This is a genomic window from Thermobifida cellulosilytica TB100 (genome assembly GCF_001517975.1).
Taxonomy (GTDB): Bacteria; Actinomycetota; Actinomycetes; order Streptosporangiales; family Streptosporangiaceae; genus Thermobifida; species Thermobifida cellulosilytica.
Genome location: NZ_KQ950184.1, coordinates 221,917 through 245,812, shown reverse-complemented (window position 1 = coordinate 245,812; position 23,896 = coordinate 221,917). Strand labels below are relative to the sequence as shown.

21 protein-coding genes are annotated in these 23,896 nt (G+C 72.0%); all 21 read right to left on the bottom strand.

From position 1 onward, the window contains the following. Positions 1-28 precede the first annotated feature (28 nt). Positions 29-562 (bottom strand): arginine repressor, encoded by a 534-nt coding sequence (locus tag AC529_RS15675; protein WP_068758007.1) that lies wholly within the window; start codon positions 560-562, stop codon positions 29-31. Further along, positions 559-1,770 (bottom strand): acetylornithine transaminase, encoded by a 1,212-nt coding sequence (locus AC529_RS15670; protein WP_068758004.1) that lies wholly within the window; start codon positions 1,768-1,770, stop codon positions 559-561. Before AC529_RS15670 ends, AC529_RS15675 begins: the two co-directional genes overlap by 4 nt. Next, positions 1,767-2,675: an acetylglutamate kinase gene (argB, locus tag AC529_RS15665; protein ID WP_068758002.1), complete on the bottom strand. Its 909-nt coding sequence runs from the start codon at positions 2,673-2,675 to the stop codon at positions 1,767-1,769. Before argB ends, AC529_RS15670 begins: the two co-directional genes overlap by 4 nt. Continuing rightward, the gene (argJ, locus tag AC529_RS15660) at positions 2,672-3,823 is read right to left on the bottom strand and encodes a bifunctional glutamate N-acetyltransferase/amino-acid acetyltransferase ArgJ (protein WP_068758000.1); all 1,152 of its coding nucleotides are present in this window, start codon (positions 3,821-3,823) and stop codon (positions 2,672-2,674) included. The genes argB and argJ overlap by 4 nt, the downstream gene beginning before the upstream one ends. Beyond that, positions 3,820-4,848, bottom strand: coding sequence for an N-acetyl-gamma-glutamyl-phosphate reductase (argC, locus tag AC529_RS15655; RefSeq protein ID WP_068757998.1), 1,029 nt, complete (start codon positions 4,846-4,848; stop codon positions 3,820-3,822). Before argC ends, argJ begins: the two co-directional genes overlap by 4 nt. 147 nt (positions 4,849-4,995) lie before the next feature. Next, the gene (locus AC529_RS15650; RefSeq protein WP_068757996.1) at positions 4,996-6,438 is read right to left on the bottom strand and encodes an NAD(P)/FAD-dependent oxidoreductase; all 1,443 of its coding nucleotides are present in this window, start codon (positions 6,436-6,438) and stop codon (positions 4,996-4,998) included. A 157-nt stretch (positions 6,439-6,595) separates the two neighbouring features. After that, positions 6,596-7,090: a MarR family winged helix-turn-helix transcriptional regulator gene (locus AC529_RS15645; RefSeq protein ID WP_068757995.1), complete on the bottom strand. Its 495-nt coding sequence runs from the start codon at positions 7,088-7,090 to the stop codon at positions 6,596-6,598. Positions 7,091-7,257: 167 nt separating this feature from the next. Then, positions 7,258-9,753, bottom strand: coding sequence for a phenylalanine--tRNA ligase subunit beta (pheT, locus tag AC529_RS15640; protein ID WP_068757993.1), 2,496 nt, complete (start codon positions 9,751-9,753; stop codon positions 7,258-7,260). Further along, positions 9,753-10,871 (bottom strand): phenylalanine--tRNA ligase subunit alpha, encoded by a 1,119-nt coding sequence (gene pheS, locus AC529_RS15635; RefSeq protein WP_068757991.1) that lies wholly within the window; start codon positions 10,869-10,871, stop codon positions 9,753-9,755. Before pheS ends, pheT begins: the two co-directional genes overlap by 1 nt. A 116-nt stretch (positions 10,872-10,987) precedes the next feature. Then, positions 10,988-12,079, bottom strand: a complete 1,092-nt coding sequence (locus AC529_RS15630) for a sensor histidine kinase (RefSeq protein WP_068757989.1) — start codon at positions 12,077-12,079, stop codon at positions 10,988-10,990. A gap of 404 nt (positions 12,080-12,483) precedes the next feature. After that, positions 12,484-13,308, bottom strand: coding sequence for a TrmH family RNA methyltransferase (locus AC529_RS15625; RefSeq protein WP_068757986.1), 825 nt, complete (start codon positions 13,306-13,308; stop codon positions 12,484-12,486). An 18-nt stretch (positions 13,309-13,326) separates the two neighbouring features. Further along, positions 13,327-13,704, bottom strand: coding sequence for a 50S ribosomal protein L20 (gene rplT, locus AC529_RS15620; protein ID WP_068757984.1), 378 nt, complete (start codon positions 13,702-13,704; stop codon positions 13,327-13,329). A 156-nt stretch (positions 13,705-13,860) separates the two neighbouring features. Continuing rightward, positions 13,861-14,052 carry a 50S ribosomal protein L35 gene (gene rpmI, locus AC529_RS15615; RefSeq protein WP_068757982.1) on the bottom strand — a complete coding sequence of 64 codons (192 nt, stop codon included), beginning with the start codon at positions 14,050-14,052 and terminating at the stop codon, positions 13,861-13,863. Between the two features lie 150 nt (positions 14,053-14,202). After that, entirely contained in the window at positions 14,203-14,784 is a 582-nt protein-coding gene (gene infC / locus AC529_RS15610; RefSeq protein WP_269745552.1) for a translation initiation factor IF-3, read from the bottom strand. Between the two features lie 350 nt (positions 14,785-15,134). Next, positions 15,135-15,983, bottom strand: a complete 849-nt coding sequence (locus tag AC529_RS15605; RefSeq protein WP_068757980.1) for a shikimate dehydrogenase — start codon at positions 15,981-15,983, stop codon at positions 15,135-15,137. Between the two features lie 52 nt (positions 15,984-16,035). Further along, positions 16,036-17,955, bottom strand: coding sequence for an endolytic transglycosylase MltG (gene mltG / locus AC529_RS15600; RefSeq protein ID WP_068757978.1), 1,920 nt, complete (start codon positions 17,953-17,955; stop codon positions 16,036-16,038). After that, on the bottom strand, positions 17,952-18,431 hold the full coding sequence (ruvX, locus tag AC529_RS15595; protein WP_068757976.1) for a Holliday junction resolvase RuvX: 480 nt from the start codon (positions 18,429-18,431) through the stop codon (positions 17,952-17,954). Before ruvX ends, mltG begins: the two co-directional genes overlap by 4 nt. An 85-nt stretch (positions 18,432-18,516) precedes the next feature. Next, on the bottom strand, positions 18,517-21,186 hold the full coding sequence (gene alaS / locus AC529_RS15590; protein WP_068757974.1) for an alanine--tRNA ligase: 2,670 nt from the start codon (positions 21,184-21,186) through the stop codon (positions 18,517-18,519). 429 nt (positions 21,187-21,615) lie between these two features. After that, positions 21,616-22,284 carry a YdcF family protein gene (locus tag AC529_RS15585; RefSeq protein ID WP_068757972.1) on the bottom strand — a complete coding sequence of 223 codons (669 nt, stop codon included), beginning with the start codon at positions 22,282-22,284 and terminating at the stop codon, positions 21,616-21,618. A 273-nt stretch (positions 22,285-22,557) separates the two neighbouring features. Then, the gene (locus AC529_RS19735) at positions 22,558-23,571 is read right to left on the bottom strand and encodes a hypothetical protein (protein ID WP_198156446.1); all 1,014 of its coding nucleotides are present in this window, start codon (positions 23,569-23,571) and stop codon (positions 22,558-22,560) included. After that, the gene (locus AC529_RS21360; protein WP_198156445.1) at positions 23,475-23,759 is read right to left on the bottom strand and encodes a helix-turn-helix domain-containing protein; all 285 of its coding nucleotides are present in this window, start codon (positions 23,757-23,759) and stop codon (positions 23,475-23,477) included. Before AC529_RS21360 ends, AC529_RS19735 begins: the two co-directional genes overlap by 97 nt. Between the last annotated feature and the right edge of the window lie 137 nt (positions 23,760-23,896).

Here is a 23,896-nt window from a genome sequence, read left to right as displayed (position 1 = left end):
CCGGTCGGTCGGTGGTCGGCTCCCCCGGTCAGGGGCGCCGGTTGGCGAGCCGCAGCAGTGCCGAGGCGAGTTCCTCGCCGCCCTGGGGGTCCCGGGCGATCACCAGGATCGTGTCGTCGCCCGCGATGGTGCCCAGGATGGCGGGGATGTCGGTGTGGTCGATCGCCGACGCCAGGTACTGGGCTGCGCCCGGTGGCGTGCGGACGACGACCATGTTGGCGGATGCCTCGGCCGAGACCAGCAGGTCCTCGGCCAGTCGGCTCATGCGTGAGTTGGAGACCTGCTCCAGGCCCAGGTGGTCGGGGCGCGCCCGTTGCAGGCGCTCCCCGCCCTCGCCGGGCAGGACGTAGATGAGGCTTCCGTCGACGGTGCGGAGCTTGACCGCGCCCAGTTCGTCCAGGTCGCGGGAGAGCGTCGCCTGGGTGACCTGCACGCCCTCCTCGGCCAGCAGGCGCGCCAGTTCGCTCTGGGAGCGGACGTCGTACCTGGTCAGCAGTTCGGAGATCTTGGCGTGGCGGGCTGCTTTGGTGGGCGGGACGGACTTCGCTCCGTCGACAGTCATCGTCGTGCGTCCTCCTCTGCGTCGCGGGCGGCGGCGGCCAGGACGTCCGGCAGCGCCCCGGTGAACTCGAGGATCTCCTCGCGGGTGATGACCAGCGGCGGGGCGATGCGGACCACGTCGGGGGTGACCGCGTTGACCAGGAACCCGGCGTCGGCGGCGCGGGCCTGGACGTGTCCGGACACCGGGGCGGTCAACTGGATGCCGCGCCACAGGCCGACCCCGCGCACTCCGGCGAGCAGGGGGTGGTCGATCGCGGCGATCTCCGCGGCGAGCAGTTCGCCCAGCTCGGTGACGGAGTCGAGCAGTCCTTCGCGTTCGATGGTGTCGATGACGGCGAGGGCCGCGGCGGCCGCGACCGGGTTGCCGCCGAAGGTGGAGCCGTGGTCGCCCTTGGCGAAGACCGTCCCGTAGCGGCCGAGGCCCACGCAGGCGCCGATGGGCAGCCCGCCGCCCAGCCCCTTGGCGAGGGTGAGGACGTCGGGGAGCACTCCCTCGGCCTGGTGGGCGAACCAGCGGCCGGTGCGGCCGATGCCGCTCTGGATCTCGTCCAGGACGAAGGCGGCGCCGGTGGCGTCGCAGATCTCGCGGACCGCGGCGAGGTAGCCCTCGGCGGCCGGCACGACCCCGGCCTCGCCCTGCACGGGCTCCACGAAGACCGCGACGCACTGGTCGGTGACGGCCTCGCGCAGGGCCGCGGCGTCGCCGTGGGGGACGAACCGCACGTCCATCCCGAACGGCCCGAAAGGGTCGCGGATCGCGGGCTTGCCGGTGATGGCGAGCGAGCCGGAGGTGCGGCCGTGGAACCCGGCGACGGTGGAGACGTAGTAGGTGCGCTCCGGTCCGGCCGCGCGGCGGACGAGCTTCAGCGCCGCCTCGTTGGCCTCGGTGCCGGAGTTGGCGAGGAAGACCCGGGCGGGCGCACCGATCTTCTCGACGAGCTTCTCGGCCAGCTCCACCTCCCGTTCGTGCAGGAACAGGTTGCTGGTGTGGGCGAGCCGGGCGGTCTGCTCGGAGACCGCCTTGACCAGGGCCGGGTGCCCGTGGCCGAGGGACGACACCGCGATTCCGGCGATGAGGTCGAGGTAGCTCCTGCCGTCGGCGTCGACGACGCGGCAGCCCTCGCCGCGGACCAGCGCGACGGGCGGGGTGCCGTAGTTGGGCATGAGGACCGCGTCGAAGCGCTTCTGCAACTGCTCGGTGGCGCTCATGCGTCGTCTCCCGTCGGTTCTCCGTCCGGCAGGACCATGGTGCCGACCCCCTCGTCGGTGAAGATCTCCAGCAGCATCGCGTTGGGGACCCGTCCGTCGAGCACGTGCGCCTGGGGCACTCCGCCGCGGACCGCGCGCAGGCACGCCTCCATCTTGGGCACCATGCCCGAGGAGAGGTCGGGCAGCAGTTCCTCCAGTTCGGCGGCTGTCAGGCGGCTGATCAGCTCGGAGTTGGTCGGGTAGTCGGCGTAGAGGCCCTCGACGTCGGTGAGCACGATGAGCTTGGCGGCGCCCAGTGCCACGGCGAGGGCGGCGGCCGCGGTGTCGGCGTTGACGTTGTAGACGCCGCCCTCGGCGGACCGTGCGATGCTGGAGATGACGGGGATGCGCCCGTCGTCCAGCAGGCTGCGGACCGCTCCGGGCTGCACCTCGACCACCTCGCCGACCAGGCCGATGTCGACGGGTTTGCCGTCGACGAGGGCAGGCTTGCGCTCGGCGGTGAACAGGTGGGCGTCCTCGCCCGACATGCCCACGGCGAAGGGGCCGTGCTCGTTGATCAGGCCGACGATCTCCCGGTTGACCTGGCCGACCAGGACCATCCGGACGATCTCCATCGTCTCGGGGGTGGTGACCCGCAGCCCCGCGGTGAAGGTGCTCTTGACGCCGAGCCGCTCCAGGTGCGCGTTGATCTGCGGGCCGCCGCCGTGGACGACGACCGGGCGCAGTCCGGCGTAGCGCAGGAACACGACGTTCTCGGCGAAACGCGCCCGCAGCTCCGGGTCGGTCATCGCGTTGCCGCCGTACTTGACGACGACGGTCTTGCCGTGGAGGGCGCTGAGCCAGGGGAGCGCCTCGATGAGGGTGCTCGCCTTGTCCAGGGCCGCCTGGTGGATTCTGGAGATCATGTGGAGTAGGCCGAGTTCTCGTGTACGTATTCGACGGTCAGGTCGGTGGTCCACACCGTGGCGGCCGCGGAGCCCGCGGACAGGTCCACGGTGACGGTGACGTCGCGGGGTTTGAGGTTGACCTTGGCGCGGTCGTCGCCGACGGCCCCGCCCCGGCACACCCACACGCCGTTGATGGCGACGTTGACCTGGTCGGGCTCGAAGGCGGCGTCGGTGGTGCCGACCGCGGCGAGCACCCGCCCCCAGTTGGGGTCCTCGCCGTAGATCGCGCACTTGAACAGCGCGTTGCGGGCGATGGCGCGGCCGACCTCAACCGCGTCGGCGGTGCTGGCCGCGCCCACGACCTCGATGGCGATGGTCTTGGTGGCGCCCTCGGCGTCGGCCAGCAACTGGCGGCACAGGTCCTGGCAGACCTCGGTGAGCAGGCGGGCGAACTCCTCCTCGTCGGGGGTGGTGCCGGAGGCGCCGCTGGCCATGAGCAGCACGGTGTCGTTGGTGGAGGTGCAGCCGTCGGTGTCGAGCCGGTCGAAGGTCACCTCGGTGGCGGCGCGCAGCAGGGCGTCGCACTGCTCGGAGGTGAGCACGGCGTCGGTGGTGAGTACCGACAGCATGGTGGCCAGCGACGGGGCGAGCATGCCCGCCCCCTTGGCCATGCCGCCGATGGTGTAGCCGCTGCCGCGGCGGAAGGCGATCTTGGAGACGGTGTCGGTGGTGCGGATGGCGTCGGCCGCGTTCAGGCCGCCGTCGCGGGCGGCCTCGGCCACCGCGGCGTCCACCCCGGCCAGGAGCTGCTGCATGGGCAGGCGTTCACCGATGAGGCCGGTGGAGCAGACGACGATCTCCCCGGCGGAGTCGTCGAGGAGCGCGGCCAGGTGCTCGGCGGTGGCGTGGGTGTCCTGGAAGCCGGGCGCGCCGGTGCAGGCGTTGGCTCCCCCGGAGTTGAGGACCGCGGCGCGCACCCGGCCGCCGGAGACGACCTGCTGGGACCAGAGCACGGGCGCGGCCTTGACCCGGTTCTTGGTGAAGACCGCGGCGGCGGCCCTCTGGGGGCCGTCGTTGATGACGACGGCGACGTCGCGCTGGCCGTCGCTCTTGATGCCGGCGGCCACACCCGCCGCCCGGAAGCCGAGGGGCGCGGTAACGCTCACGGTGCCACTCCAGTCATGGGAAGTCCGGTGGTTTCGGGGAGGCCGAGGGCGAGGTTGGCGCTCTGGATCGCGCCGCCCGCGGTTCCCTTGGTGAGGTTGTCGATGGCGGCGACGGCGACCAGGCGGCCCGCCGCCTCGTCCACGGTGACCTGGACGGCCGCGGTGTTGGCGCCCAGGGTCATCGCGGTGGTCGGCCACTCCCCCTCCGGCAGCAGGTGGACGAAGGGTTCGGCGTCGTAGTGGCGCCGGTAGGCGGCGCGCGCCTCGTCGGCGCCGACTCCCGGCTTCAGCGGGGCCGAGCAGGTGGCCAGGATGCCGCGGGGCATCGGCACCAGCATCGGGGTGAAGGAGACCCGGACCAGGGCTCCCGCGACCGCGGACAGGTTCTGGACGAACTCGGGGTTGTGCCGGTGGGCGCCCCCGACGCCGTAGGCGCTGACCGATCCCATGACCTCGCTGGCGATCAGGTGCGGCTTGGCCGCCTTGCCCGCGCCGGAGGTGCCGGAGGCGGCGACCACCACGACCTCGGGTTCGACCAGTCCCTCGGCGAAGGCCGGCAGCAGGGCGAGGGTGCCGCAGGTCGGGTAGCAGCCGGGGACGGCGATGCGCCGGGTGCGGGCCAGTGCGGCCCTGGCCCCGGGCAGTTCGGGCAGGCCGTAGGGCCAGGTCCCGGCGTGCTCGGAGCCGTAGTACCGCTGCCAGGCGGCGGCGTCGGCGAGCCGGAAGTCCGCGCCGCAGTCCACGACCAGCGTGTCCGCGCCGAGCTGGGCGGCGAGGGCGGCGGACTGGCCGTGCGGCAGCGCGAGGAAGACGATGTCGTGGCCGGCGAGCGTCTCGGGCGTGGTCTCGGCGAGGACCCGGTCGGCGAGCGGCAGCAGGTGCGGGTGGTGGGCGCCCAGCCGGGTTCCGGCGTTGCCCCCCGCGGTGAGCGTGCCGATCTCGATGTCGGGGTGGGCGAGCAGGAGGCGCAGCAGTTCACCCCCCACGTACCCGCTGGCGCCGGCGATCGCCGCCGTGTAACCCATGCTCTGCTCCCCCCTGGACCGTGTGCGACGCGCACCATCATGCACCGCACTGGAAAGTTATGCAAGTCAGTGTATAAGGCTTCATCGAGCGGGGGCGGCGGGGGTGCTGCGCCGCCGGGCCGCGGCCGGGCGGCGCAGCACCGAAGGTCAGCGCCCGGCGAGCCGGGAGGCCAGGCTGGCCAGCGTCGAGGTGTCGACGGACCGGGACGCCTCGCGCCGGTCGGCGCCGCGGTAGAGCCCGTAGACGAGGTGGGTGCCGACCCAGCGCAGCGGTTCGGGCTCCCAGTCGCGCGCCTGGTGGCCCACCCAGGGCAGCCGGACCAGTTCGGTGCTGCGTCCCAGCACCAGGTCGCGCAGGGTGCGTCCGGCCAGGTTGGAGGTGGCGACCCCGCTGCCGACGTATCCGCCGGCCCAGCCCACTCCGGTGGTCCGGTCCAGGTGCACGGTGGGGCACCAGTCGCGGGCCACCCCCAGGACGCCGGACCAGGCGTGCACCACGGGGGTCTCCCCCGCCGCGGGGAACAGGCGGGACAGTGCCCGCCACAGCTCCGCGATCGTCTGCGGCTGGGTGGCGCCGTTGGTGTCGTGGCCCGAGGCGAACCGGTAGGGCACGCCGCGCCCGCCGATGGCGATGCGGCCGTCCGCGGTGCGCTGGGCGTAGACGTAGGCGTGCGCGGCGTCGCCGAGGACCTCCTGGCCCTCCCAGCCGATCCGCTTCCACACCTCGGCGCTGAGCGGCTCGGTCACGATCATCGAGGAGTTCATGGGCAGCCACTGGCGGCGGTAGCCGTTGAGTTCGGCGGTGAACCCCTCGGTGGCGCGGATCACGTACTCGGCCCGCACCGTGCCGTGCTCGGTCACCGCGGCCGGTCCCCGGCCGCCCTCGCGCGGACGCAGTTCGCTGACCGCGGTGTTCTCGAAGATGTCCACGCCGAGCGCCTCGACCGCCGCGGCCAGGCCCCTGACGAGCTTGGCCGGCTGGATGCGCGCGGCGTGCGGGGAGAACGCCTCGGCCACCGCGCCGTCCACGCGCAGCCGCGGCTCGTGGTCGGGTTCCAGCAGGTAGTAGTCCTCCGGCCAGTAGCCCCACTCCTGGAGGTAGGCGATCTCCTCCAGCAGCCGGGCCTTCTGCGCCTGGTTGGTGGCCACGATCCGCATGCCGCCCTTGACGATGTCGGCGTCGATGCCCTCCGCCTCGGCCACCGCGATGACCTCGTCGACCGTGGCCATCATGGCGCGTTGCAGGGCGATCATCGGCCCCTTGCCGTGGGCCTTGGCGTAGCGCTCCCGCGATCCGGCGAACTCGGCCGACAGCCAGCCGCCGTTGCGCCCCGAGGCGCCGAAGCCCGCGAACTCCCGCTCCAGGACCGCCACGCGCAGGTCGGGCTGCTCCTTCTTGAGGTAGTAGGCGGTCCACAGGCCGGTGTACCCGGCGCCGACGATGCACACGTCGTAGTCGGCGTCGCCGGGCAGGGCCGCGCGGCGCTGCGGAAGTCCCAGTTCGCGGTACCAGAAGGAGACCCCGCCGTTGCGAAACTCGGTGGAGCGGGGGATGGCGCGCATCTCGGCCGCGCTGGCGATGAGTCCCATGTGTGTTCCTGCCTCCCCGGACGTTCCGGGCCGCCCCGTGCCCCCTGCGGGCGCTGCTCGTGTCGTCGTTCTTCCCCGAGGCAGCGGGGGGCTGTTGTCCCGAAGAATGGCGATTCTAGTAGAACGTCGGAACCCGCCCCGGGGCCGCCTGCGGCGGTTACTTCTTCTCCCGGCCCGCGGAGACCTGGCGGGCGTTGTCGCGCAGCCTGCGCGCCTGCTCGGCCAGGGCCCGCACCCCCTCCACGCCCAGGGGGGCCAGCACGTGCTCCCGGAGCAGCGCCACGTGCCGGGCGCGCGCCTGCTCGGCCAGGGCCAGCCCCTTCTCGGTGAGCGCGGCGTAGGTGACCCGGCGGTCCGAGGGGCAGGACTGGCGTTCCAGGTAGCCGTTGCGTTCCAGCCGGTCGGCCAGCTTGGTGAAGCCGCCGCTGCTCAGGGAGACCTCGCGGGCGAGCTGGCTCATCGGGAGGCGGTGCTGCGGGGAGCGCTGCAACCGGAGCAGCACCTCGAACCAGGGGCCGGACATGTCCTTGCCGGAGGGGTCGATGCCCCGGAGCAGGAGCGGGGTGGTCGCCAGGAGCGCTTCGTGGAACAGACCCCAGGAGGTGATGAGGTCGTCGTCGGTGATCCTCTCGGTGTCGGCTCCGGTCCCCATGCGGCCCCCTTCACGGCCGCGTCGGCGCAGCCGATTTTCATCATAGGTCAGAGAATCTTCTCAGCTAACTAATTTTCCGCCGGGGCGCCTCCCGCCGGAGACGGGGCGCACAGCACTGGGGGCCGCCCCGCGGGGCGGCCCCCAGGCGTGCCGTCGGCCGGGCTCCGCTAGCCGCGCAGCACCGCTCCGGTGCGTTCCGCGGCCGCGGCCACCGCGGCGTCCCTGATCCGGTTGGTCTCCTCCGCGGTCAACGTGCGGTCGTCGGCGCGCAGCCGCAGCGCGTAGGCCAGCGACTTGCGCCCCTCGCCGATCTGCGCGCCGGTGTAGACGTCGAACAGCCGGATGCTCTCCAGCAGTTCCCCGGCTCCCTCGCGCAGGGCCGCCTCGACCTCGGCGGCCGGGACGGACTCGTCCACCACGAGCGCGACGTCCTGGGTGGCCACCGGGTAGGTGGAGACGCGCGGGGCGGTCGCGGGCCTGGCCGCCGCCTCGATACGGCCCCAGTCGATCTCCAGCGCCGCGGTCCGCGGCGGCAGCCCGTACGCCTTGACCACCCGGGGGTGCAGCTCACCGGCGTAGCCCACGGCCGCCTCGTCCTCGGCGCCCGCCAGGTACAGCGCCGCGCAGCGCCCCGGGTGCCAGGGCGCGTGCTGGGCGGCGCGGACCACGAGCTCCACCCCGGCCACGCTCGCCGCCTCGCGCGCGGTCTGGATCGCGTCGGCCCAGGTGGCGTCCTGTCCCCCGCCCCACCAGCCGGACCGCAGCCGCTGTCCGGCCAGGACGGCGCCGACGTGGCGCGGCTGCTCGGGCAGCGCCGCCTCCAGGGCGGCGCGCTCCTCGGCGGTGGGCCCCCGGTCGACCGCCAGGATCGGTGCCTTGGCGGGCGCGCCGGGCCTGGGGTGGTAGACCAGTCCCATCTCGAACAGCGCGACGTCGCCGAAGCCGCGTCCGACGTTGCGGACCAGGGTCTTGAGCAGTCCCGGCAGCAGGGTGGTGCGCAGCAGCGGCTCGTCGTCGTTGAGCGGGTTGGCCAGGCGCACCGTGGTGCGTCGGCGGTCGTCGGCCTCCAGTTGCAGCGCGTCGAGGTCGCGCTCCCCCACGAAGGGGTAGTTGAGCACCTCGTGGAACCCCCGGGCGGCGAGGGTCCGCCCCACCGCGCGGCGCAGCCGCTGGCCGTGGGTCAGTCCGCGGCCGGCGGGGGCGCGCGGCGGGATCGCCGGGATGTTCTCGTAGCCCTCGTTGCGGATGACCTCCTCGGCGAGGTCGTTGGGGTCGGTGAGGTCGGGGCGCCAGCTCGGCGGGGTGACCGAGAGCGTGTCGCCGTTGCGGACGACCTCGCAGCCGACCTGGCGGAGCCGGGCGATCTCGGTCTCGACGGGGTAGTCCACGCCCGCGACGCGGCCCGTGTGCCCGACCGCGACGGTGATCGGTTCGCGGGGGACGCTCAGGTCGATGTGGGTGATCCCGTCCTCGACGGTCGCCCCGCCCAGTTCGGCGAGCAGGCCGACCGCGCGGGTCGCCGCGGCGAGCTGGACGGCGGAGTCGACGCCGCGCTCGAAGCGGCGGGAGGACTCCGAGGACAACTGGTGGCGGCGCGAGGTGCGCGCGATGTGCGTCTCGGCGAAGTGCGCGGCCTCGACCAGGATGTCGGTGGAGGTGTCGCTGATCTCGGTGCTCAGGCCGCCCATGACGCCGGCGAGGTTGATCGGGCCCGACTCGTCGGTGATGAGGATGTCGTCGGGGTCCAGGGCGCGCACCACGTGGTCCAGGGTCTCCAGCTTCTCGCCCTGGCGGGCCAGCCGGACCTCGATGGGGCCGCGCAGGGTGGCGCGGTCCCAGGCGTGCAGCGGCTGCCCCAGTTCCAGCATCACGTAGTTGGTGACGTCGACCGCCAGCGAGATGGAGCGCACCCCGCACAGGTGGAGTCGGCGGCGCATCCACGGCGGGGTCGGGGCGGCCGGGTCGAACCCGGTCACGCCGCGCAGCACGTAGCGGGAGCAGATCGCCGGGTCGGCGACGGTCGCCGGGTAGCCGCCGCCGGTCGTCTCCGGCACCGGCAGGTCGGCGGGGTCGGTGAACTCCACGCCGTAGGCGGCGGCGGCCTCGCGGGCCACGCCGCGCATCGACAGCGCGTAGCCGCGGTCGGGCGTGACCGCGATGTCCAGCACGGAGTCGCGCAGCCCCAGCAGTTCGCCGGCGTCGGCGCCGGGCTCGGCGAAGCCCTCGGGCAGCACGATGATGCCCTCGTGGTCCTCCCACAGCCCCAGTTCGCTCGCCGAGCAGATCATGCCCGCCGAGATCCTGCCGTAGGTCTTGCGCGCGGAGATCGCGAAGCCGCCCGGCAGCACCGCGCCGGGCAGCGACACCACCACCAGGTCGCCCTCGGCGAAGTTGCGGGCCCCGCACACGATGCCCTGCGGCTCGCCGGTGCCGTTGGCGTCGCCGACGTCCACGGTGCAGAACCGGATGGGCTTCTTGAAGCCGGTGAGCTCCTCGATGGTCAGCACCCGGCCCACCACGATCGGGCCGGTGACGTCGGCGCCGACCTCCTCGACGGTCTCGACCTCCAGGCCCAGACTGATCAGCTTCTCGGCCAGCTCGCGCGCGGTGGCCTCGGCGGGCAGCGCAACGTACTCGCGCAGCCAGGAAACGGGAACCCGCATCACATCTCCATCCCGAAGGCCGCGGTGAACCGGACGTCACCCTCGACCATGTCGTGCATGTCCTTGACCCCGCGGGCGAACATCAGCGTCCGCTCGATGCCCAGGCCGAAGGCCCAGCCGCTGTAGCGCTCGGTGTCCACCCCGGCGGCGACCAGCACCCGCGGGTTGACCACGCCGCAGCCGCCGATCTCGATCCAGCCCTCCGAGGAGCAGGTCCGGCAGGGGGCGTCGGGGTTGCCCACGGAGGCGCCCCGGCAGACGAAGCACTCCATGTCCACCTCGGCGGACGGCTCGGTGAACGGGAAGTACGACGGGCGCATGCGGGTGCGCAGCCCTTCGCCGAACATCTGCTCCACGAACACCTGGATGGCGCCGCGCAGGTGGGCCAGGGTGATGCCCTCGTCCACGACCAGCCCTTCCAGTTGGTGGAAGACCGGGCTGTGCGTGGCGTCCAGCTCGTCGGTGCGGAAGGTGCGGCCGGGCACGACCACGTAGACGGGGAGCTCGCGGTCCAGCATCGCGCGCACCTGCACCGGGGAGGTGTGCGTGCGCAGCACCATGCCGGACTCCCCGCCGTTGGGTCCGGCGACGAAGAAGGTGTCCTGCATGGTGCGGGCCGGGTGGTCGGGCAGGAAGTTGAGGGCGTCGAAGTTGTACCACTCGGCCTCGACCTCGGGACCCTCGGCGATCTCGAAGCCCATGCCGACGAAGATGTCGGCCATCCGCTCGCCGATGGTGGTCAGCGGGTGCCGGCTTCCGTGCGGGATCCGGTCGTAGGGCAGGGTGACGTCGACGGCCTCTTCGACGAGCACGCGGGCGTCGCGCTCGTCCTCCAACTGGGCCTGGCGGGCCTTGAGCGCCTCGCTGATCTCGCGGCGCGCGCCGCCCACGCGCCTGCCCGCGTCCGCGCGGGCCGCGGGCGGCAGGGCGCCGATCTCCCGGTTGGCCAGGGCCAGCGGGGACCGGTCGCCGGCGTGCGCGATCCGGACCTCCTTGAGTTCTTCCAGGCTGGAGGCCCTGGCGATGGCGTCGAGCGCCTCTTGGCGCATGCGTGCGACCTCGTCCGGGTGAAGCGCGTTCACCTCGACGGGGTCGTAGGAGTTGTTGGGTGCAGACATTGGTGGTTGCCTCGCCGTCCCGCGTCGCCCGCGGGGCGGAATGTCACGGCCCACCGCCGTGCGGCGGGGGGCACAAGCCGACTGGGAAGTCCTCGTGAAGCCCGCCGCCGAGTCCGTCAGACGAACTCGGGAGTGCCGGCGGGCACGATAAATCGGAACTCGGCGCCGCCGCTGGGCGCGCGGCCGACCGTGATCGTGCCACCGTGGGCCTCGATCAGGCCCTTGACGATGAACAGCCCCAAGCCGGTGCCCCCGCGGCGCTTGCCGCGCCAGAACTGGCGGAAGACGCGCGTGACAGCCTCGGGCTTGATGCCCTCGCCCTCGTCGCGCACCGACACGGCTGCTCCTCCCTCGCACGGCTCGATCACTATCGTGACAGTACCAGCGCCGTGCCGCAGCCCGTTTTCCACCAGGTTGCTGATGATCTGGTCGACCTTGTCGACGTCCAGCCACATCTCGGGCAGCGGACCGCGCACGTCCAGCCGGAACCGGTCCTCCGGCTCACCGGAGGCCACCCGTCCGGCGATGACACGCCGGGCGCGTTCTCCCAGGTCGACGAGTTGCCGGTGGATCTCCAGGCGGCCGGACTGGATGCGGGAGACGTCCAGGAGCTCGGTGATGAGCCGGGTGACCCGGTCCGCGTCCGCGTTGACGGTCTCCAGCATGAAGATCTTCTGCGTGTCGGTGAGGCGGCTCCACTTGGCCAGCATCGTCGCGGTGAAGCCCTTGACGCTGGTCAGCGGGGAGCGCAGCTCGTGGGCGACCGTCGAGACCAGGTCGGCGCTGGAGCGCTCGGAGTAGGAGCGGTTGGCGGCGTCGCGCAGGGTCACCACCAGGCGGACCAGGTCGCCGCAGGGTTTGTCGCGCACGTAGCGGGCGGCCATCATGACTTCGCGCCCGTCGGCGAGCAGCAGCCGCTGCTCGGGCTGGCGGACTCGGGTGCGCAGTCCGCCGTAGGGGTCGGTGCACTTCCACCAGTCGCGGCCCTCGGGGTCGTGGAGCGGGAGGACGTCGCGGAAGTCCCGGCCCACGGCGTGGTCCACCGACACCCCGGTGAGGCGGGCGGCCAGCCGGTTGAACGCGATCACTCTGCCGCGGTGGTCCGCTACCAGCAGCCCGTCGGGAAGGTCCTCGGCGGAGAGCAGAGCGTCACGCCCGTCACCACCGACTGCCGACTGGTCGCCACCCACGACCGCCTCCCAAGCCATATGTGAACGTTCATGCCGTTCCCCCGGAACGGCCATCCCGTGTTGTGCTCTGTTCGGTGTCCGGGCGGTCCGCCACCGGACACCGCTTCCGGAAAGATCGCTACCCGCCGACCGAGGCGGCTACGCGCGAGCCGCCCCGTCCCGGCTGGGGAAAGGCGCGGAGGAGTCCGCGGCCGGGACCACGAGGCTCCGAGATGACGAGCGTAGCGGCAACCCCTGGAGGCGGGGCAAGCCGTCGCTCTTCCTGCGGTCTCGGCGTGCCGGGTTGCGCGGGGGAGGGTCGGCAGTGGCGCAGCAGCTCACCGCGGGGACAGCGGTCGGCGTCGCGTGTTACCCGCATCTGTGGTCGTAACGCGTACGACGCATAACGGAAACACGGCTGCGGATTCGGTGCTGCGTCCCGCTCAGACCGGCAGGGTGGGGGTGCGGCGCTGCTCCCGCGCCGTGGCGTAGAGGCAGACCGCGGCGGCGGTGGCGAGGTTGAGGCTCTCGGCGCTGCCGTAGATGGGAACGCTGACCGTCCTGTCGGCGAGGGCGATGGTCTCCTCCGGCAGCCCCCACGCCTCGTTGCCGAAGATCCAGGCCACCGGACCGGCGAGGCCGCCGGAGTCGGAGAGGTCGTCCAGGCGGTCCTCCCCCCTGCCGTCGGCGGCGAGGATCGTGGCCCCGGCCCCCCGCAGGAAGCGGGTGACCTCGTCGATCCGCGCTCCCACCACGACTGGCAGGTGGAAGAGGCTGCCGGCGGAGGCCCGGACGCACTTGCCGTTGTAGGGGTCGACCGAGGCGTCGGTGAAGACGACCGCGTCGGCCCCGGCCGCGTCCGCGGTGCGCAGCACGGTCCCCGCGTTGCCGGGGTCGCGGACGTGGGACAGGACCACGACGAGCCGGGGGTTCTCCAGTGCCGTCAGCGGGACGTCGACGAAGGAGCAGACCGCGAGCAGCCCCTGGGGGGTGACCGTCTGCGCCAGTTCGCCCATCACCTCCAGGGTGACCCGGTGGACGGGGACTCCGGCCTGTTCCGCGGCGCGGACCAGGGGGTCGTGGCGCTGCATCGCCTCGACGGTGGCGTACAGTTCGCGCACCACTCCCGGTACGGCGAGCGCCTCCCGCACGGCCTGCGGCCCCTCCGCGAGGAAGCGCCGCTCACGCTGCCGGAAGGCGCGTTTGGCGAGCCGACGAGCCCCCTTGATTCTGGGGGACCGAATACTCGTGAACTCGTGGCTCGCCATGGTCGATCACACCGTCGTTCAGGAAGCGGACCCGGCAGGTGCGGGGATGGCCTTCTTGGCGGTCTCGACCAGCGCCGCGAAGGTGGCGGCGTCGTTGACCGCGAGCTCGGCGAGCATGCGGCGGTCCACCTCGATGCCGGCGGCCTTGAGTCCCTGCATGAAGCGGTTGTAGGTCAGGCCGTTGGCGCGGGCGGCGGCGTTGATGCGCTGGATCCACAGACGACGGAACTGGCCCTTGCGGTCCTTGCGGTCGCGGTAGGCGTACGTCATCGAGTGGAGCATCTGCTCCTTGGCCTTGCGGTAGAGGCGCGACCGCTGGCCGCGGTAGCCGCTGGCGCGTTCGAGAACGACCCGGCGCTTCTTCTTTGCGTTGAGAGACCGCTTGACGCGTGCCACTTGTGACTCCTCGGTTGAGACTGACGTGCCGGGCACACCACCCGGCGAGGGCCGCCAGGAAGTTCGGCAGGGGTTCCTGGACCGGTGCGGCCGCCTCCGCGCACCCGTGCGCGGGATGTCCGACGGCCGCGTCCCCGGATGACGGGGCGACTCGGCCTAGCCGAGCAGCTTCTTGATCTTCCTGGCGTCGGCCGGGGGAAGCTGGGCGTCCGCGCTCAGGCGCCGGGTGCGCTTGCTCGGCTTGTGCTCCAGCAGGTGGTTCTTGTTGGTGCGGCGACGCATGATCTTGCCGGTGCCGGTGACGCGGAAACGCTTGCTGGCCCCACTGTGGGATTTGTTCTTCGGCATGCCGCCGTCGCTCCTTTTCACTACTCAGTCGGTGTGCCGCCACGGGGACGGCGCGGTTTTCCGCCGCGCACGAAGAGAGCGGGGTGCGCGGCCCTCACGGGCCGCGCGACCGCGCTCGTCTCGGTACGTCAGGCGGGTGTATCGGTCCGGTCAGCCCGATTTCTCGGAATTCCGGCCGCTCCCGCCGCGGGTTTTGGCGGCCTGCGCGGCGGCACGCGCTTCGGCCTTGTGCTCGGCGCGGCGCTTGTGCGGGCCGATCACCATGACCATGTTGCGGCCGTCCTGCTTGGCCTGGGATTCGACCTGACCCAGTTCCTGGACGTCTTCGGCCAGCCTCCGCAGGAGGCGGTACCCCAGCTCCGGCCGGGACTGCTCGCGACCGCGGAACATGATCGTCACCTTGACCTTGTCCCCGCCCCGCAGGAACCGCTCGACGTGACCCCTCTTGGTCTCGTAGTCGTGCTGGTCGATCTTGGGACGGAGCTTGATCTCCTTGATGATCGTGTTCGTCTGGTTCCTGCGCGCCTCCCGGGCCTTGACCGCGGACTCGTACTTGAACTTGCCGTAGTCCATCAGCTTGGCGACCGGCGGGCGAGCGGTCGGCGCCACCTCAACGAGGTCGAGGTCGGCTTCTTGGGCGAGGCGCAGGGCGTCGCTCACCGGAACGATGCCCACCTGTTCCCCGTTGGGGCCGACGAGGCGAACCTCGGGTACCCGGATACGGTCGTTGATGCGGGGCTCAGCGCTGATGGGACCCCTCCCTAAAATTCGTCGGGTTCTCGTCTTCTGGTGCGGGGGTCTCCAGAGTGGCTGTGCGCCGGGACAACGAAAACCCCGCTGGCTGCTGCAAGCGGGGTCGAACCGCCGCACGGGCCGGACGCCGTCGCGGCGTACCCGTACGGTTTCTACCAGGACCCGCAGCACCCGTAGGCGCTACAGGTGGGAGGTTCACCCTCCGCTTGCATCTCCGGCGCTCGTGCACCGGATCAGGTCGCTGTTCACTGTACCAAGAAAACCTGGCCACCGGGAAACACTCGTTACACCGGACGTACCGCCACCGAAGTCCCCATGAGTGGCAACACTCACGCTTTCAGGGTATTCCCGGCAGACCGGCGTGCCAACTCCGACTCGCCGGCGGCGCGCATCGCCTCGACCGGCGCGGGGCGGCCGGTCATCAGGGTCAACTGGGCCGCCGCCTGGTGCAGCAGCATGGGGAAGCCGCCCACCACGACCGCCCCGGCCTCCTGGGCCGCGGCCCCCAGCACGGTGGGCCACGGCGCGTAGACCACGTCGAAGACCGCGGTCTTCGCCTCGGCCACCGGCTGCGCCCACCGGTCGGCCGCCCCGGAGGGGAGCGTGGACACCACCAGGTCCACTCCCAGGTGCCGGTCGATGTCGGCGAGCGGGGCCAGCACCACCTCGGCCGACATGCGCTCGGCCGCCGCGGCGAGGTCGCCGGTGCGGGAGAGGTCGCGGGCCAGTACCGTGACCGCGCCCGGCTCGGTGGCGCCCAGGCGGCGCACGGCCGCGAGCGCGGACGCGGCGGTCGCCCCCGCGCCCAGGACGGTGACGGTGCGCAGCCGGTCCAGCCCGGCCTCCCGCAGCGCCTCGACGATCCCGGTGACGTCCGTGTTGCAGGCGTGGCGCCGCCCGTCCCGGAAGAGGATGGTGTTCGCCCCGCCGACCGCGGTCGCGATCTCGTCGACCTCGTCCACCAGCGTCATCGCGACCCGCTTGAGCGGCATGGTCAGCGACAGGCCCGCCCAGGAGTCGTCGCAGCCGTCGAGGAACGCGGCCAGGCCCTCTTCGTCGCACTCGTGGCGGCCGTAGTGCCACTGGTCGGCGATGCCGAGCGCGGTGTATCCCGCCGTGTGCAGCACCGGGGAGAGGGAGTGGGCGATCGGTGAGCCGAGCACGGCCGCACGTTTCACGGTTCCTCCTGCGGGGTCGTCGCCGCGGTCCCGCGCCCGCGGGACCGGTCGCTCAGTTGCCCTGGTTCTGGTTGAACTTGTTGACCAGGTCCCAGAACTCGGCCTCGTTGTCGGTGAACTCGGTGACACCGTTCTCGGGGTCGGTGGTCACGAAGTACAGCCACGGCCCGTCCTCCGGGGAGAGCGCCGCCTCGATGGCCTCCCGGCCGGGGCTGACGATCGGGCCGGCCGGAAGCCCTTCGTGGAAGTAGGTGTCGTAGCCGGTCTCGTCGCTGCGGCACCGTTCCTGCTGCTCCTGGTTGAGCGAGATGCCGTACTCGCCGAGGGCGTAGAAGCAGGTGCTGTCCATCTTGAGGTACATGCCGTCGGCCAGGCGGTTGTAGATGACCCGGGCGACCTTGCCCATGTCCTCCACGCTCCCGGACTCGGCCTGCACGATCGCGGCGGCCGCCATGATCTCGTTCGGGTCGTACCCGGCCTCCTCGGCGCGGCTCTCCAGGTTGATGTCGGTGGCGACCCTCCAGTACTGGGCCACCATCTGACGCAGGATGTCGGCGGCCGTGGCGCTGCTGTCGAACTTGTAGGTCTCGGGGAACAGGTACCCCTCCGGCCCCTGGGTGGCGTACTCGGGCAGCCCCAGCGACTCGTGGTCCTCGTAGGCGGCCTGGAACTCCTCCAGCGGGATGTTGGTCTGCTCGGCCAGCAGGTCGAGGATCTGGCCGGACCGCAGCCCCTCGGGGACCGTCACGTTGACGGCGATGCGGCTGGCCGGGTCGAGCAGCAGCGCGATGGCCGCCTCGGCGCTCATCCGCTCGCGCAACTGGTAGGTGCCGGGCACGAAGTTGGCGTCGGAGAAGCGGATCTCGTTGGTGAACGCGCGCACGCTCGCGATCACCCCGGCCGCGTAGAGCTTCTCGGCGATGGCGGTCCCGCTGTCGCCCTGCTCGATGACGATGCTGACCTCGCCGGTGCCCTCGCCGGAGTAGTCCGGGGGGACGATGTAGGTGCGCAGCAGCAGGTAGCCGCCGGCCCCGGCGGAGAGCACGAACAGCGACAGCACGAGCACGGCGCTGACCAGGGCGGCCTTGCTCCTCTTCTTGCGCTTGCGCTTGGCGGCGCGGCGGCCGGAGGCCCTCCTGCCGCCGTGGCGGCTGCTCCGGGAGCGCCTGGGGCGCTCCTCCTCGTCGGAGTCGTCGTCATCGAACGGCAGCGCGAACGAGTCGTCGGCGGAGTCGTCGTCGGAGTCGTCGGCGGCGGAGCGCGCCCGGCGCCGTCTCGGGGGGTCGAGGTCCTCCTCCGCCGGGGCGCGCCGCCGGGAGCGGCCCGCTGCGGGCCGGTCGTCGTCCTCCTCGTGGCGGTGTTCCTGGCGCGGGCGGACCGGCTCCTCCGGCCACTCCTCCGCGGCCCGGCGGTGGGCCCGCCGGGAGCGCGGGGCCTCCTGCCAGTCCGCGGAGTCCGCGCGGGCGGGGGCGTCCGGGGCAGCGCTGTGGCGGCTGGACCGCCGCGGGCTCGGCTCCCTCTCGTCGAACGCCGTCTGGGCCAGTTCCCGGTAGTAGGGGGAGACGGCAGGCGCGTCCTCGCTGTCGGGTTTGCGCCGCCGCCCGCGGGGGCGTTCGCGCAGCGCCTCGGCCTCCGACAGGGGCACGGAGAACGAGCCGGTGTCGGCGGGCCCCGGGCGTCTGCGGCGGCCGCGGGGGCGCTCCTCGGCCTCCGGCGGGCGGTCCGGCCCAGGGTCGGCGGAGGAGCGGGAGGCGCGGGGGTACTGCCAGGAGGTGTCGTCCAGCGGCGGGAGGTCCGCGCGCCGTCGGCGTCCCGTGCCGTGCTCGTCGCGGTAGCCGAGGCCGTCGTAGTCGACGGCCGAAGCCCTGGTGCGCGGCCCTTCGGCCTCCTGGTGGGGCGGCCAGGGGTCGGTCAGCGGGTCGGGCCGACGCGATCGGCGCGGGTAGTCGTCATACCGGTCGTTGCCGTTCATGGCGTCCCCTCGACGAGTTCACCGGGAGGCAGTTGGGTACGCCGCTCGGTGTCGAGGGCGCTCTGCAACAGCACGGTGGCCGCGGCCTGGTCGATGACCGAGCGGCGTGCCCTGCCGCCGCTGGCCCCGCGCCTGCCGTACGCGGCGCCGGCACGCAGTTGCTGCTGCGCGGTCACCGTGGTGAGCCGTTCGTCGACCAGCCGCACCGGGACCGGTGCGATCTTGCGTGCCAGTGCCCGGGCGAACGAGCGCGCCGTGCGCGCGGCACGCCCCTCGGCTCCGGACAGCGACGCCGGATAGCCGACGATGACCTCCCGGGCCTCGTACTCAAGCACAAGTGCGGCGATCCTGTCGAGATCTCCCGGTCCCCGGCGGATCGTCTCCACCGGGGTTGCGAGGATGCCGCTGGGGTCGCTGCGGGCCACGCCGATGCGGGCCGCGCCGGGGTCCACCCCGAGCCGCACGCCGGTCCTCACCGGAGGGCTCCCGGGGCGGGTCGGACACCGGCGCCCGGCTCCTCCGTCCCTGCCGGGTGCCGGGGCGCCGGACGCCGTTCTCTGCTCACGACTGTGCCACTCTCTGTTCCACGGCCTGCAGGGCCGTCTCGACCGCGGCGGCGTCGCTTCCGCCGCCCTGGGCGATGTCCGGCCTTCCGCCGCCGCCCCCGCCGAGGACGCGGGCCGCCACGCCGACGAGCTCGCCGGCCTTCAGGCCGCTGTGCTGCGCCTCCTTGTTGGCCGCCACCACCACGACGGGGCGGTCCGCAGGGACTCCGGCGACCACCACGACCGCGGGCGCGCTCTCGCCGAGCCGTCCACGCACGTCCAGCGCGAGCTTGCGCATGTCGTCGGCGGTGGTGCCGTCGGCGGTGCGGTGGGTGACCACGCGGACGCCGCCGATCTCGCGGGCGTTCGCGGCCAGCTCACCGGCCACCTGGAGGACCTGGGCGGCGCGCAGCCGCTCGATCTCCTTCTCGGCGGCGCGCAGCCGGGCGACCATGGCGTCGATGCGCTGCGGGAGCTCCTCGCGCGGCGCCTTGAGCTGCTCGGAGAGCTGCCCGACGAGCGCGGACTCGGTGGAGACCCGGCGCAGCGCGTCGAGGCCGACCAGCGCCTCGACCCGGCGCACGCCGGCGCCGACCGAGGACTCGCCCAGCACCTTGACCAGGCCGAGCTGTCCGGTCGCGCCGACGTGGGTGCCGCCGCACAGCTCGCGCGAGTAGTCGGTCATGTCGACGACGCGCACCCGCTCGCCGTACTTCTCGCCGAACATGGCCAGGGCGCCCATCTGCAACGCCTTGTCGAGGGTGGTCTCCATGTACTGGACCTCGATGTTGCGGGCGAGGACCTCGTTGACCTCCTCCTCGACGTGGGCGATCTCGGCCGCGTCGAGGGGCTTGTTGGAGGTGAAGTCGAACCGCAGCCGCCCCGGCTGGTTCTCGGAGCCCGCCTGCCCGGCGGAGGGGCCGAGCGCGTTGCGCAGCGCGGAGTGGATGAGGTGGGTGGCCGAGTGCGACCGGGACACCGAGGCGCGCCGGTCGGTGTCGATGGCGGCGTGCACGGTGTCGTCGACGACGACCTCGCCGTCGCGCACGGTGCCGCGGTGCACGAACAGGCCCTTGATGGGCTTCTGCACGTCCTCGACGTCGACCACGCCGCGCCCGTCCACGGCGATGGTGCCCTTGTCGGCGAGCTGGCCGCCGCTCTCGGCGTAGAACGGGGTGCGGTCCAGGACCAGCTCCACCTTGTCGCCCTTGCGGGCCACGCCGGTGGCCTCGCCGTTGACGATGACGCCGAGCACCCGGGCCTCGCCCTCGGACTCGGTGTAGCCGAGGAAGTCGGTGGGTCCGCCGGTCTCCAGCAGGCGGGCGTAGACGCTGATGTCGGCGTTGCCGAGCTTCTTGGCCTTGGCGTCGCGCTTGGCGGCCTCCCGCTGGCGCTGCATCAACTGGTGGAAGGTCTCCTCGTCGACCTTGAGGCCCTGCTCGGCGGCCATCTCCAGGGTCAGGTCGATGGGGAAGCCGTAGGTGTCGTGCAACTGGAAGGCGTCGGCGCCGGAGAACTCGGTGCTGCCGCTCCTGCGGGTGCGCTCGGCCGCGCGGTTGAACAGCGCGGTGCCGGCGCGCAGCGTGTCGGCGAAGTTCTTCTCCTCGGCGTCGATGACGCTGTGGATCTTGTCGGCGTCGGCGCGCAGCTCGGGGTACTGGTCGCCCATCGCGTCGATCGCCACGGCGGTGAGGTCGTGCATGTGGAACGACTCGTCGCCGGAGAGCAGGCGCAGGTTGCGGATGGAGCGGCGCAGGATGCGGCGGAGCACGTAGCCGCGCTTCTCGTTGCCGGGCTTGACGCCGTCGGCCACCAGCATGGTGGCGGTGCGCACGTGGTCGGCGACGACCCGCAGGCTCACGTCGGAGCGCTCGTTGTCGCCGTAGGCGACGCCGGTGAGCTCCGCGGCGCGGCGCAGGATGCGGCCGAGGGTGTCGGTCTCGTAGATGTTGTCGACGCCCTGGAGGATGGCGGCCATGCGCTCCAGGCCCATGCCGGTGTCGATGTTCTTGCTGGGCAGCTCGCCGAGGATCGGGTAGTCCTCCTTGCCGCTGCCCTCGCCGCGCTCGAACTGCATGAACACGAGGTTCCACACCTCGAGGTAGCGGTTCTCGTCGGCGACGGGGCCGCCCTCGGCGCCGTAGGCGGGGCCGCGGTCGAAGTAGATCTCCGAGCAGGGGCCGCACGGTCCGGGCACGCCCATGGACCAGAAGTTGTCGGCCTTGCCGCGCCGCTGGATGCGGTCGGCGGGCAGTCCCACCTTCTCCCGCCAGATGGTCTCGGCCTCGTCGTCGTCGAGGTAGACGGTGACCCACATGCGGTCGGGGTCGAAGCCGAACCCGCCGTCGGCGACGGAGCTGGTGAGCAGCTCCCAGGCGAACGGGATCGCCCCCTCCTTGAAGTAGTCGCCGAAGGAGAAGTTGCCCAGCATCTGGAAGAAGGAGGCGTGCCGCGAGGTCTTGCCGACCTCGTCGATGTCGATGGTGCGCACGCACTTCTGCACGCTGGTGGCACGCGTGTAGGGCGGCGTGCGCTGGCCGAGGAAGTACGGCTTGAAGGGCACCATGCCCGCGTTGACCAGCAGCAGGGTGGGGTCCTCGGCGACGAGGCTTGCCGAGGGCACCACGGTGTGTCCGTTCTTCTCGAAGAATGCGAGGAAGCGGCGAGCGATCTCTGCCGTCTCCATGTGATGCCCTCCTGGTGTGAGACTCCAGTCGACCGGTACGGGTGGACTGGGTGCCCCGGTCGAGACTCGGCGCGTGAGCAGATATCAGGCGCCCATGGTAGAGGGAACGGGACGCGGACGTTTCCCATTCCACGCCGTCCCGGAAAGCTCCGAGGTCGGAGACACCCTGTTGACGTCGGCCGGTGCAGTGCCCCGCGACATCCCGTCCGAAACGGGGGGAATGCGGTCACGCACCGTTCACGCCCAAGGCTACTCGCTGGGGTGGCGGACGCACAGCAGAATAGAACACGCCCGAAACCCGGGGATTGCGGCGGTTCAGGATCTTAGCGGCACCGGTTCCGGGAGTAACCCACTCGTGATCTTGGCCCCAGGGCCAGATCCGACGCCGTTTTCTGCCTCCAGGGCCCTTCCCCGGCACGAGGGTACGGGTCAGGCTCCGATGAGGCGGCTGGTGAATCCGGCGTCGACGAGTGCCCGGTAGGCGGCGCGGACGTCGTCGGGCACGTGCTGTTCGACGGCGAAGCCGCGGTCGGGGTACTCGATGACCCGTTGCAGGTCGCCGACCATGGTGTCGATGACGAGCCGGTCGTCGCCGATGCCCGCGAGGTAGTCGCGGAAGCCCACCGGTTCGGAGGCGCACACCACGGTGACCTCGGGCCAGACCCGGCGGGTGGTGGCGTAGGCGCGTCGCTGCATGTAGGGCATGGTCACCAGCATCACCGTGGCCGGGGCCAGGCCCGCCTCGGCCAGCAGTTGTCGGGACAGGGTGATGTTCTGCCCGGTGTTGGCCGCCCGGGGCTCCACCAGGACGGCCTCGTCGGGCACCCCCAGGTCCAGGACGTGCTGCCGGTAGTGCACGGCCTCGCCCCGGGGAAACACCTCGGCGGTGGAGGGGCTGTTGCCGCCGGTGAGCACCATGCGGGCAAAGAATCCGGCCTGGTACAGCTTCGCCGCGCACGCCGCCACGCCCAGGTCGTGGCAGCCCAGCACGACCGCCACGTCCACCGGCCGCAGGTCATGGCCCATCCGGTGGTAGTCCCAGATCCGCTCGGCCAGGCGGTAGTGCTCATCGCTGATCGTCGGTGGAGTGTTGGACATTGGTGTCTCTCTGGTCGTGCCTGTGGAGGTCTGCCCCCTTGCCCTTGGGACCGCCCGGGGTGTCCCGCTACGGCTCCGCGGTACGGCCGCTGCAGAGAGTCCGGGACCGGGCTGCGCACGGTCCCGGACCGTGTCTCTGCCGGGCGGCCGTGGCTGCTGATGCATCGTCCGCTCTCGACCCGGCTGCCCCTTACTTTCGGGACGTCACCGGTTCTTCGGCTGAGAACCGCTGTCGTTCTGATTCTTCCCGTTCCTTCCGAGTACTGCTCCCCCTCAAGCCCGCACCCCGAGCCAGCGGGCGAAGGCTGTGACCGCGGGCGAGGGGGGATGGCGGGCAGCCGCCAGGGCACGCATGGTCTCGTGGACCTGCGGATGGTGGCGGGTCTGCTGAGGAGCCACAGCCCGTGCCTTCTGCAGTGCTGCGAACGCCTTGGCTGGGGAGCCGGACAGCAGGTGGGCACGCGCCATGTCCTGCCAGTGACGTCCCACCCGGGTGGGCTTGACGTCCGCGGGCAGACGCAGGTGTTCACCGGTGTGTGCGGCTCGTCCGGGGTCTCCTGCCTCCAGTTCAACGGCCACGCGGTGGATTGCGACGTTACCGGGGCCGAAGTTGGTGTCGAAAACCCCGGACTCGTGTCCGATCCTGCGGGCCAGGTCCTCAGCTTCATCCAGATGAGCCGACGCCCGGTCCAGATCCAGGGCACGCGCTGCCAGGACCGCACCACGCAGGTGCGCCGACCCGGCCAAAGCCAGAGCTGTCTCGTTCTGCGGCGGACCGACCAGGTCGAGGGACCGTTCCACGCACCGCTGCCCAATGTCGTAGGCAGCATGGGAGAGGAGCAGCAGAGCACGCTGCTGGGCGGCATGTGCTACTCGCAACTGCTGCCCCGCCTGCTCTGCGGCATGCTCCATCCGTTCCAGCAGCGTGGCGGCCATGGTCAGCAGGCCGAACCGGTAGGTGATCTGGGAAACGTTGGCATAGGCGTCGGCAAGCAGCTCCCAGGCATGCTCACGGTCTTCCTCCCCGGACGCGGAGCGGACGAGACCGTGCAACTGGCGCAGCAGGGACGGAGCCCGCTTCAGCGCCGCGAGGGACCGGTCCTGATGGCGGTCTGCGCGAAGTGCCGCCAAATCACTTTCCAGGCCGGCCGGGGAAGCCGGTTCGACCGCATGGAGGAAAGGCCCTTCGGTCAGCAGCGCTTGCAACTCCTGTGCCCCGCCGAGGGCAGCGCCCTCCTGGGCGAGCAGGGTTTGGAAGGGCTGCCCGGTGAGTTCCTGAGGCAGCACTCCGAGCACTGTGCTGACCTCGGCGGTGAACGACGCTGAAGCCGGTTCGCGGCCTGTTCCACAGCCCGGACCAGGCTCACGCTGTAGTTGGTGCGCCGGGCCAGCTCCTGCTGGCTCAGGCCCGCGAGTTTACGTGCAGCGGCGATACGCTGCCCCAGCGTCTCCGGCCGAGGGGCGGATGCGTCCATGAGCTCTCCTTCGCGTACTGGCCATGGCGAGGACAGCCTACGCACCTCTCCGACGCGAGGGGCTGTCACTTTCCTGGTACTCCGGAAGACACCGCGCCACTACTCTCGGCACCCGAAGCCATTCTTTCTGTGGCTGA

Bases quoted from the DNA above. Each gene is read 5' to 3' on its own strand.
- AC529_RS15675 (WP_068758007.1), bottom strand. From the start codon at position 562: ATGACTGTCGACGGAGCGAAGTCCGTCCCGCCCACCAAAGCAGCCCGC.
- AC529_RS15670 (WP_068758004.1), bottom strand. From the start codon at position 1,770: ATGAGCGCCACCGAGCAGTTGCAGAAGCGCTTCGACGCGGTCCTCATG.
- argB (WP_068758002.1), bottom strand. From the start codon at position 2,675: ATGATCTCCAGAATCCACCAGGCGGCCCTGGACAAGGCGAGCACCCTC.
- argC (WP_068757998.1), bottom strand. From the start codon at position 4,848: ATGGGTTACACGGCGGCGATCGCCGGCGCCAGCGGGTACGTGGGGGGT.
- AC529_RS15650 (WP_068757996.1), bottom strand. From the start codon at position 6,438: ATGGGACTCATCGCCAGCGCGGCCGAGATGCGCGCCATCCCCCGCTCC.
- AC529_RS15645 (WP_068757995.1), bottom strand. From the start codon at position 7,090: ATGGGGACCGGAGCCGACACCGAGAGGATCACCGACGACGACCTCATC.
- pheT (WP_068757993.1), bottom strand. From the start codon at position 9,753: ATGCGGGTTCCCGTTTCCTGGCTGCGCGAGTACGTTGCGCTGCCCGCC.
- pheS (WP_068757991.1), bottom strand. From the start codon at position 10,871: ATGTCTGCACCCAACAACTCCTACGACCCCGTCGAGGTGAACGCGCTT.
- AC529_RS15630 (WP_068757989.1), bottom strand. From the start codon at position 12,079: ATGGCTTGGGAGGCGGTCGTGGGTGGCGACCAGTCGGCAGTCGGTGGT.
- AC529_RS15625 (WP_068757986.1), bottom strand. From the start codon at position 13,308: ATGGCGAGCCACGAGTTCACGAGTATTCGGTCCCCCAGAATCAAGGGG.
- rpmI (WP_068757982.1), bottom strand. From the start codon at position 14,052: ATGCCGAAGAACAAATCCCACAGTGGGGCCAGCAAGCGTTTCCGCGTC.
- mltG (WP_068757978.1), bottom strand. From the start codon at position 17,955: ATGAACGGCAACGACCGGTATGACGACTACCCGCGCCGATCGCGTCGG.
- alaS (WP_068757974.1), bottom strand. From the start codon at position 21,186: ATGGAGACGGCAGAGATCGCTCGCCGCTTCCTCGCATTCTTCGAGAAG.
- AC529_RS15585 (WP_068757972.1), bottom strand. From the start codon at position 22,284: ATGTCCAACACTCCACCGACGATCAGCGATGAGCACTACCGCCTGGCC.
- AC529_RS21360 (WP_198156445.1), bottom strand. From the start codon at position 23,759: ATGGACGCATCCGCCCCTCGGCCGGAGACGCTGGGGCAGCGTATCGCC.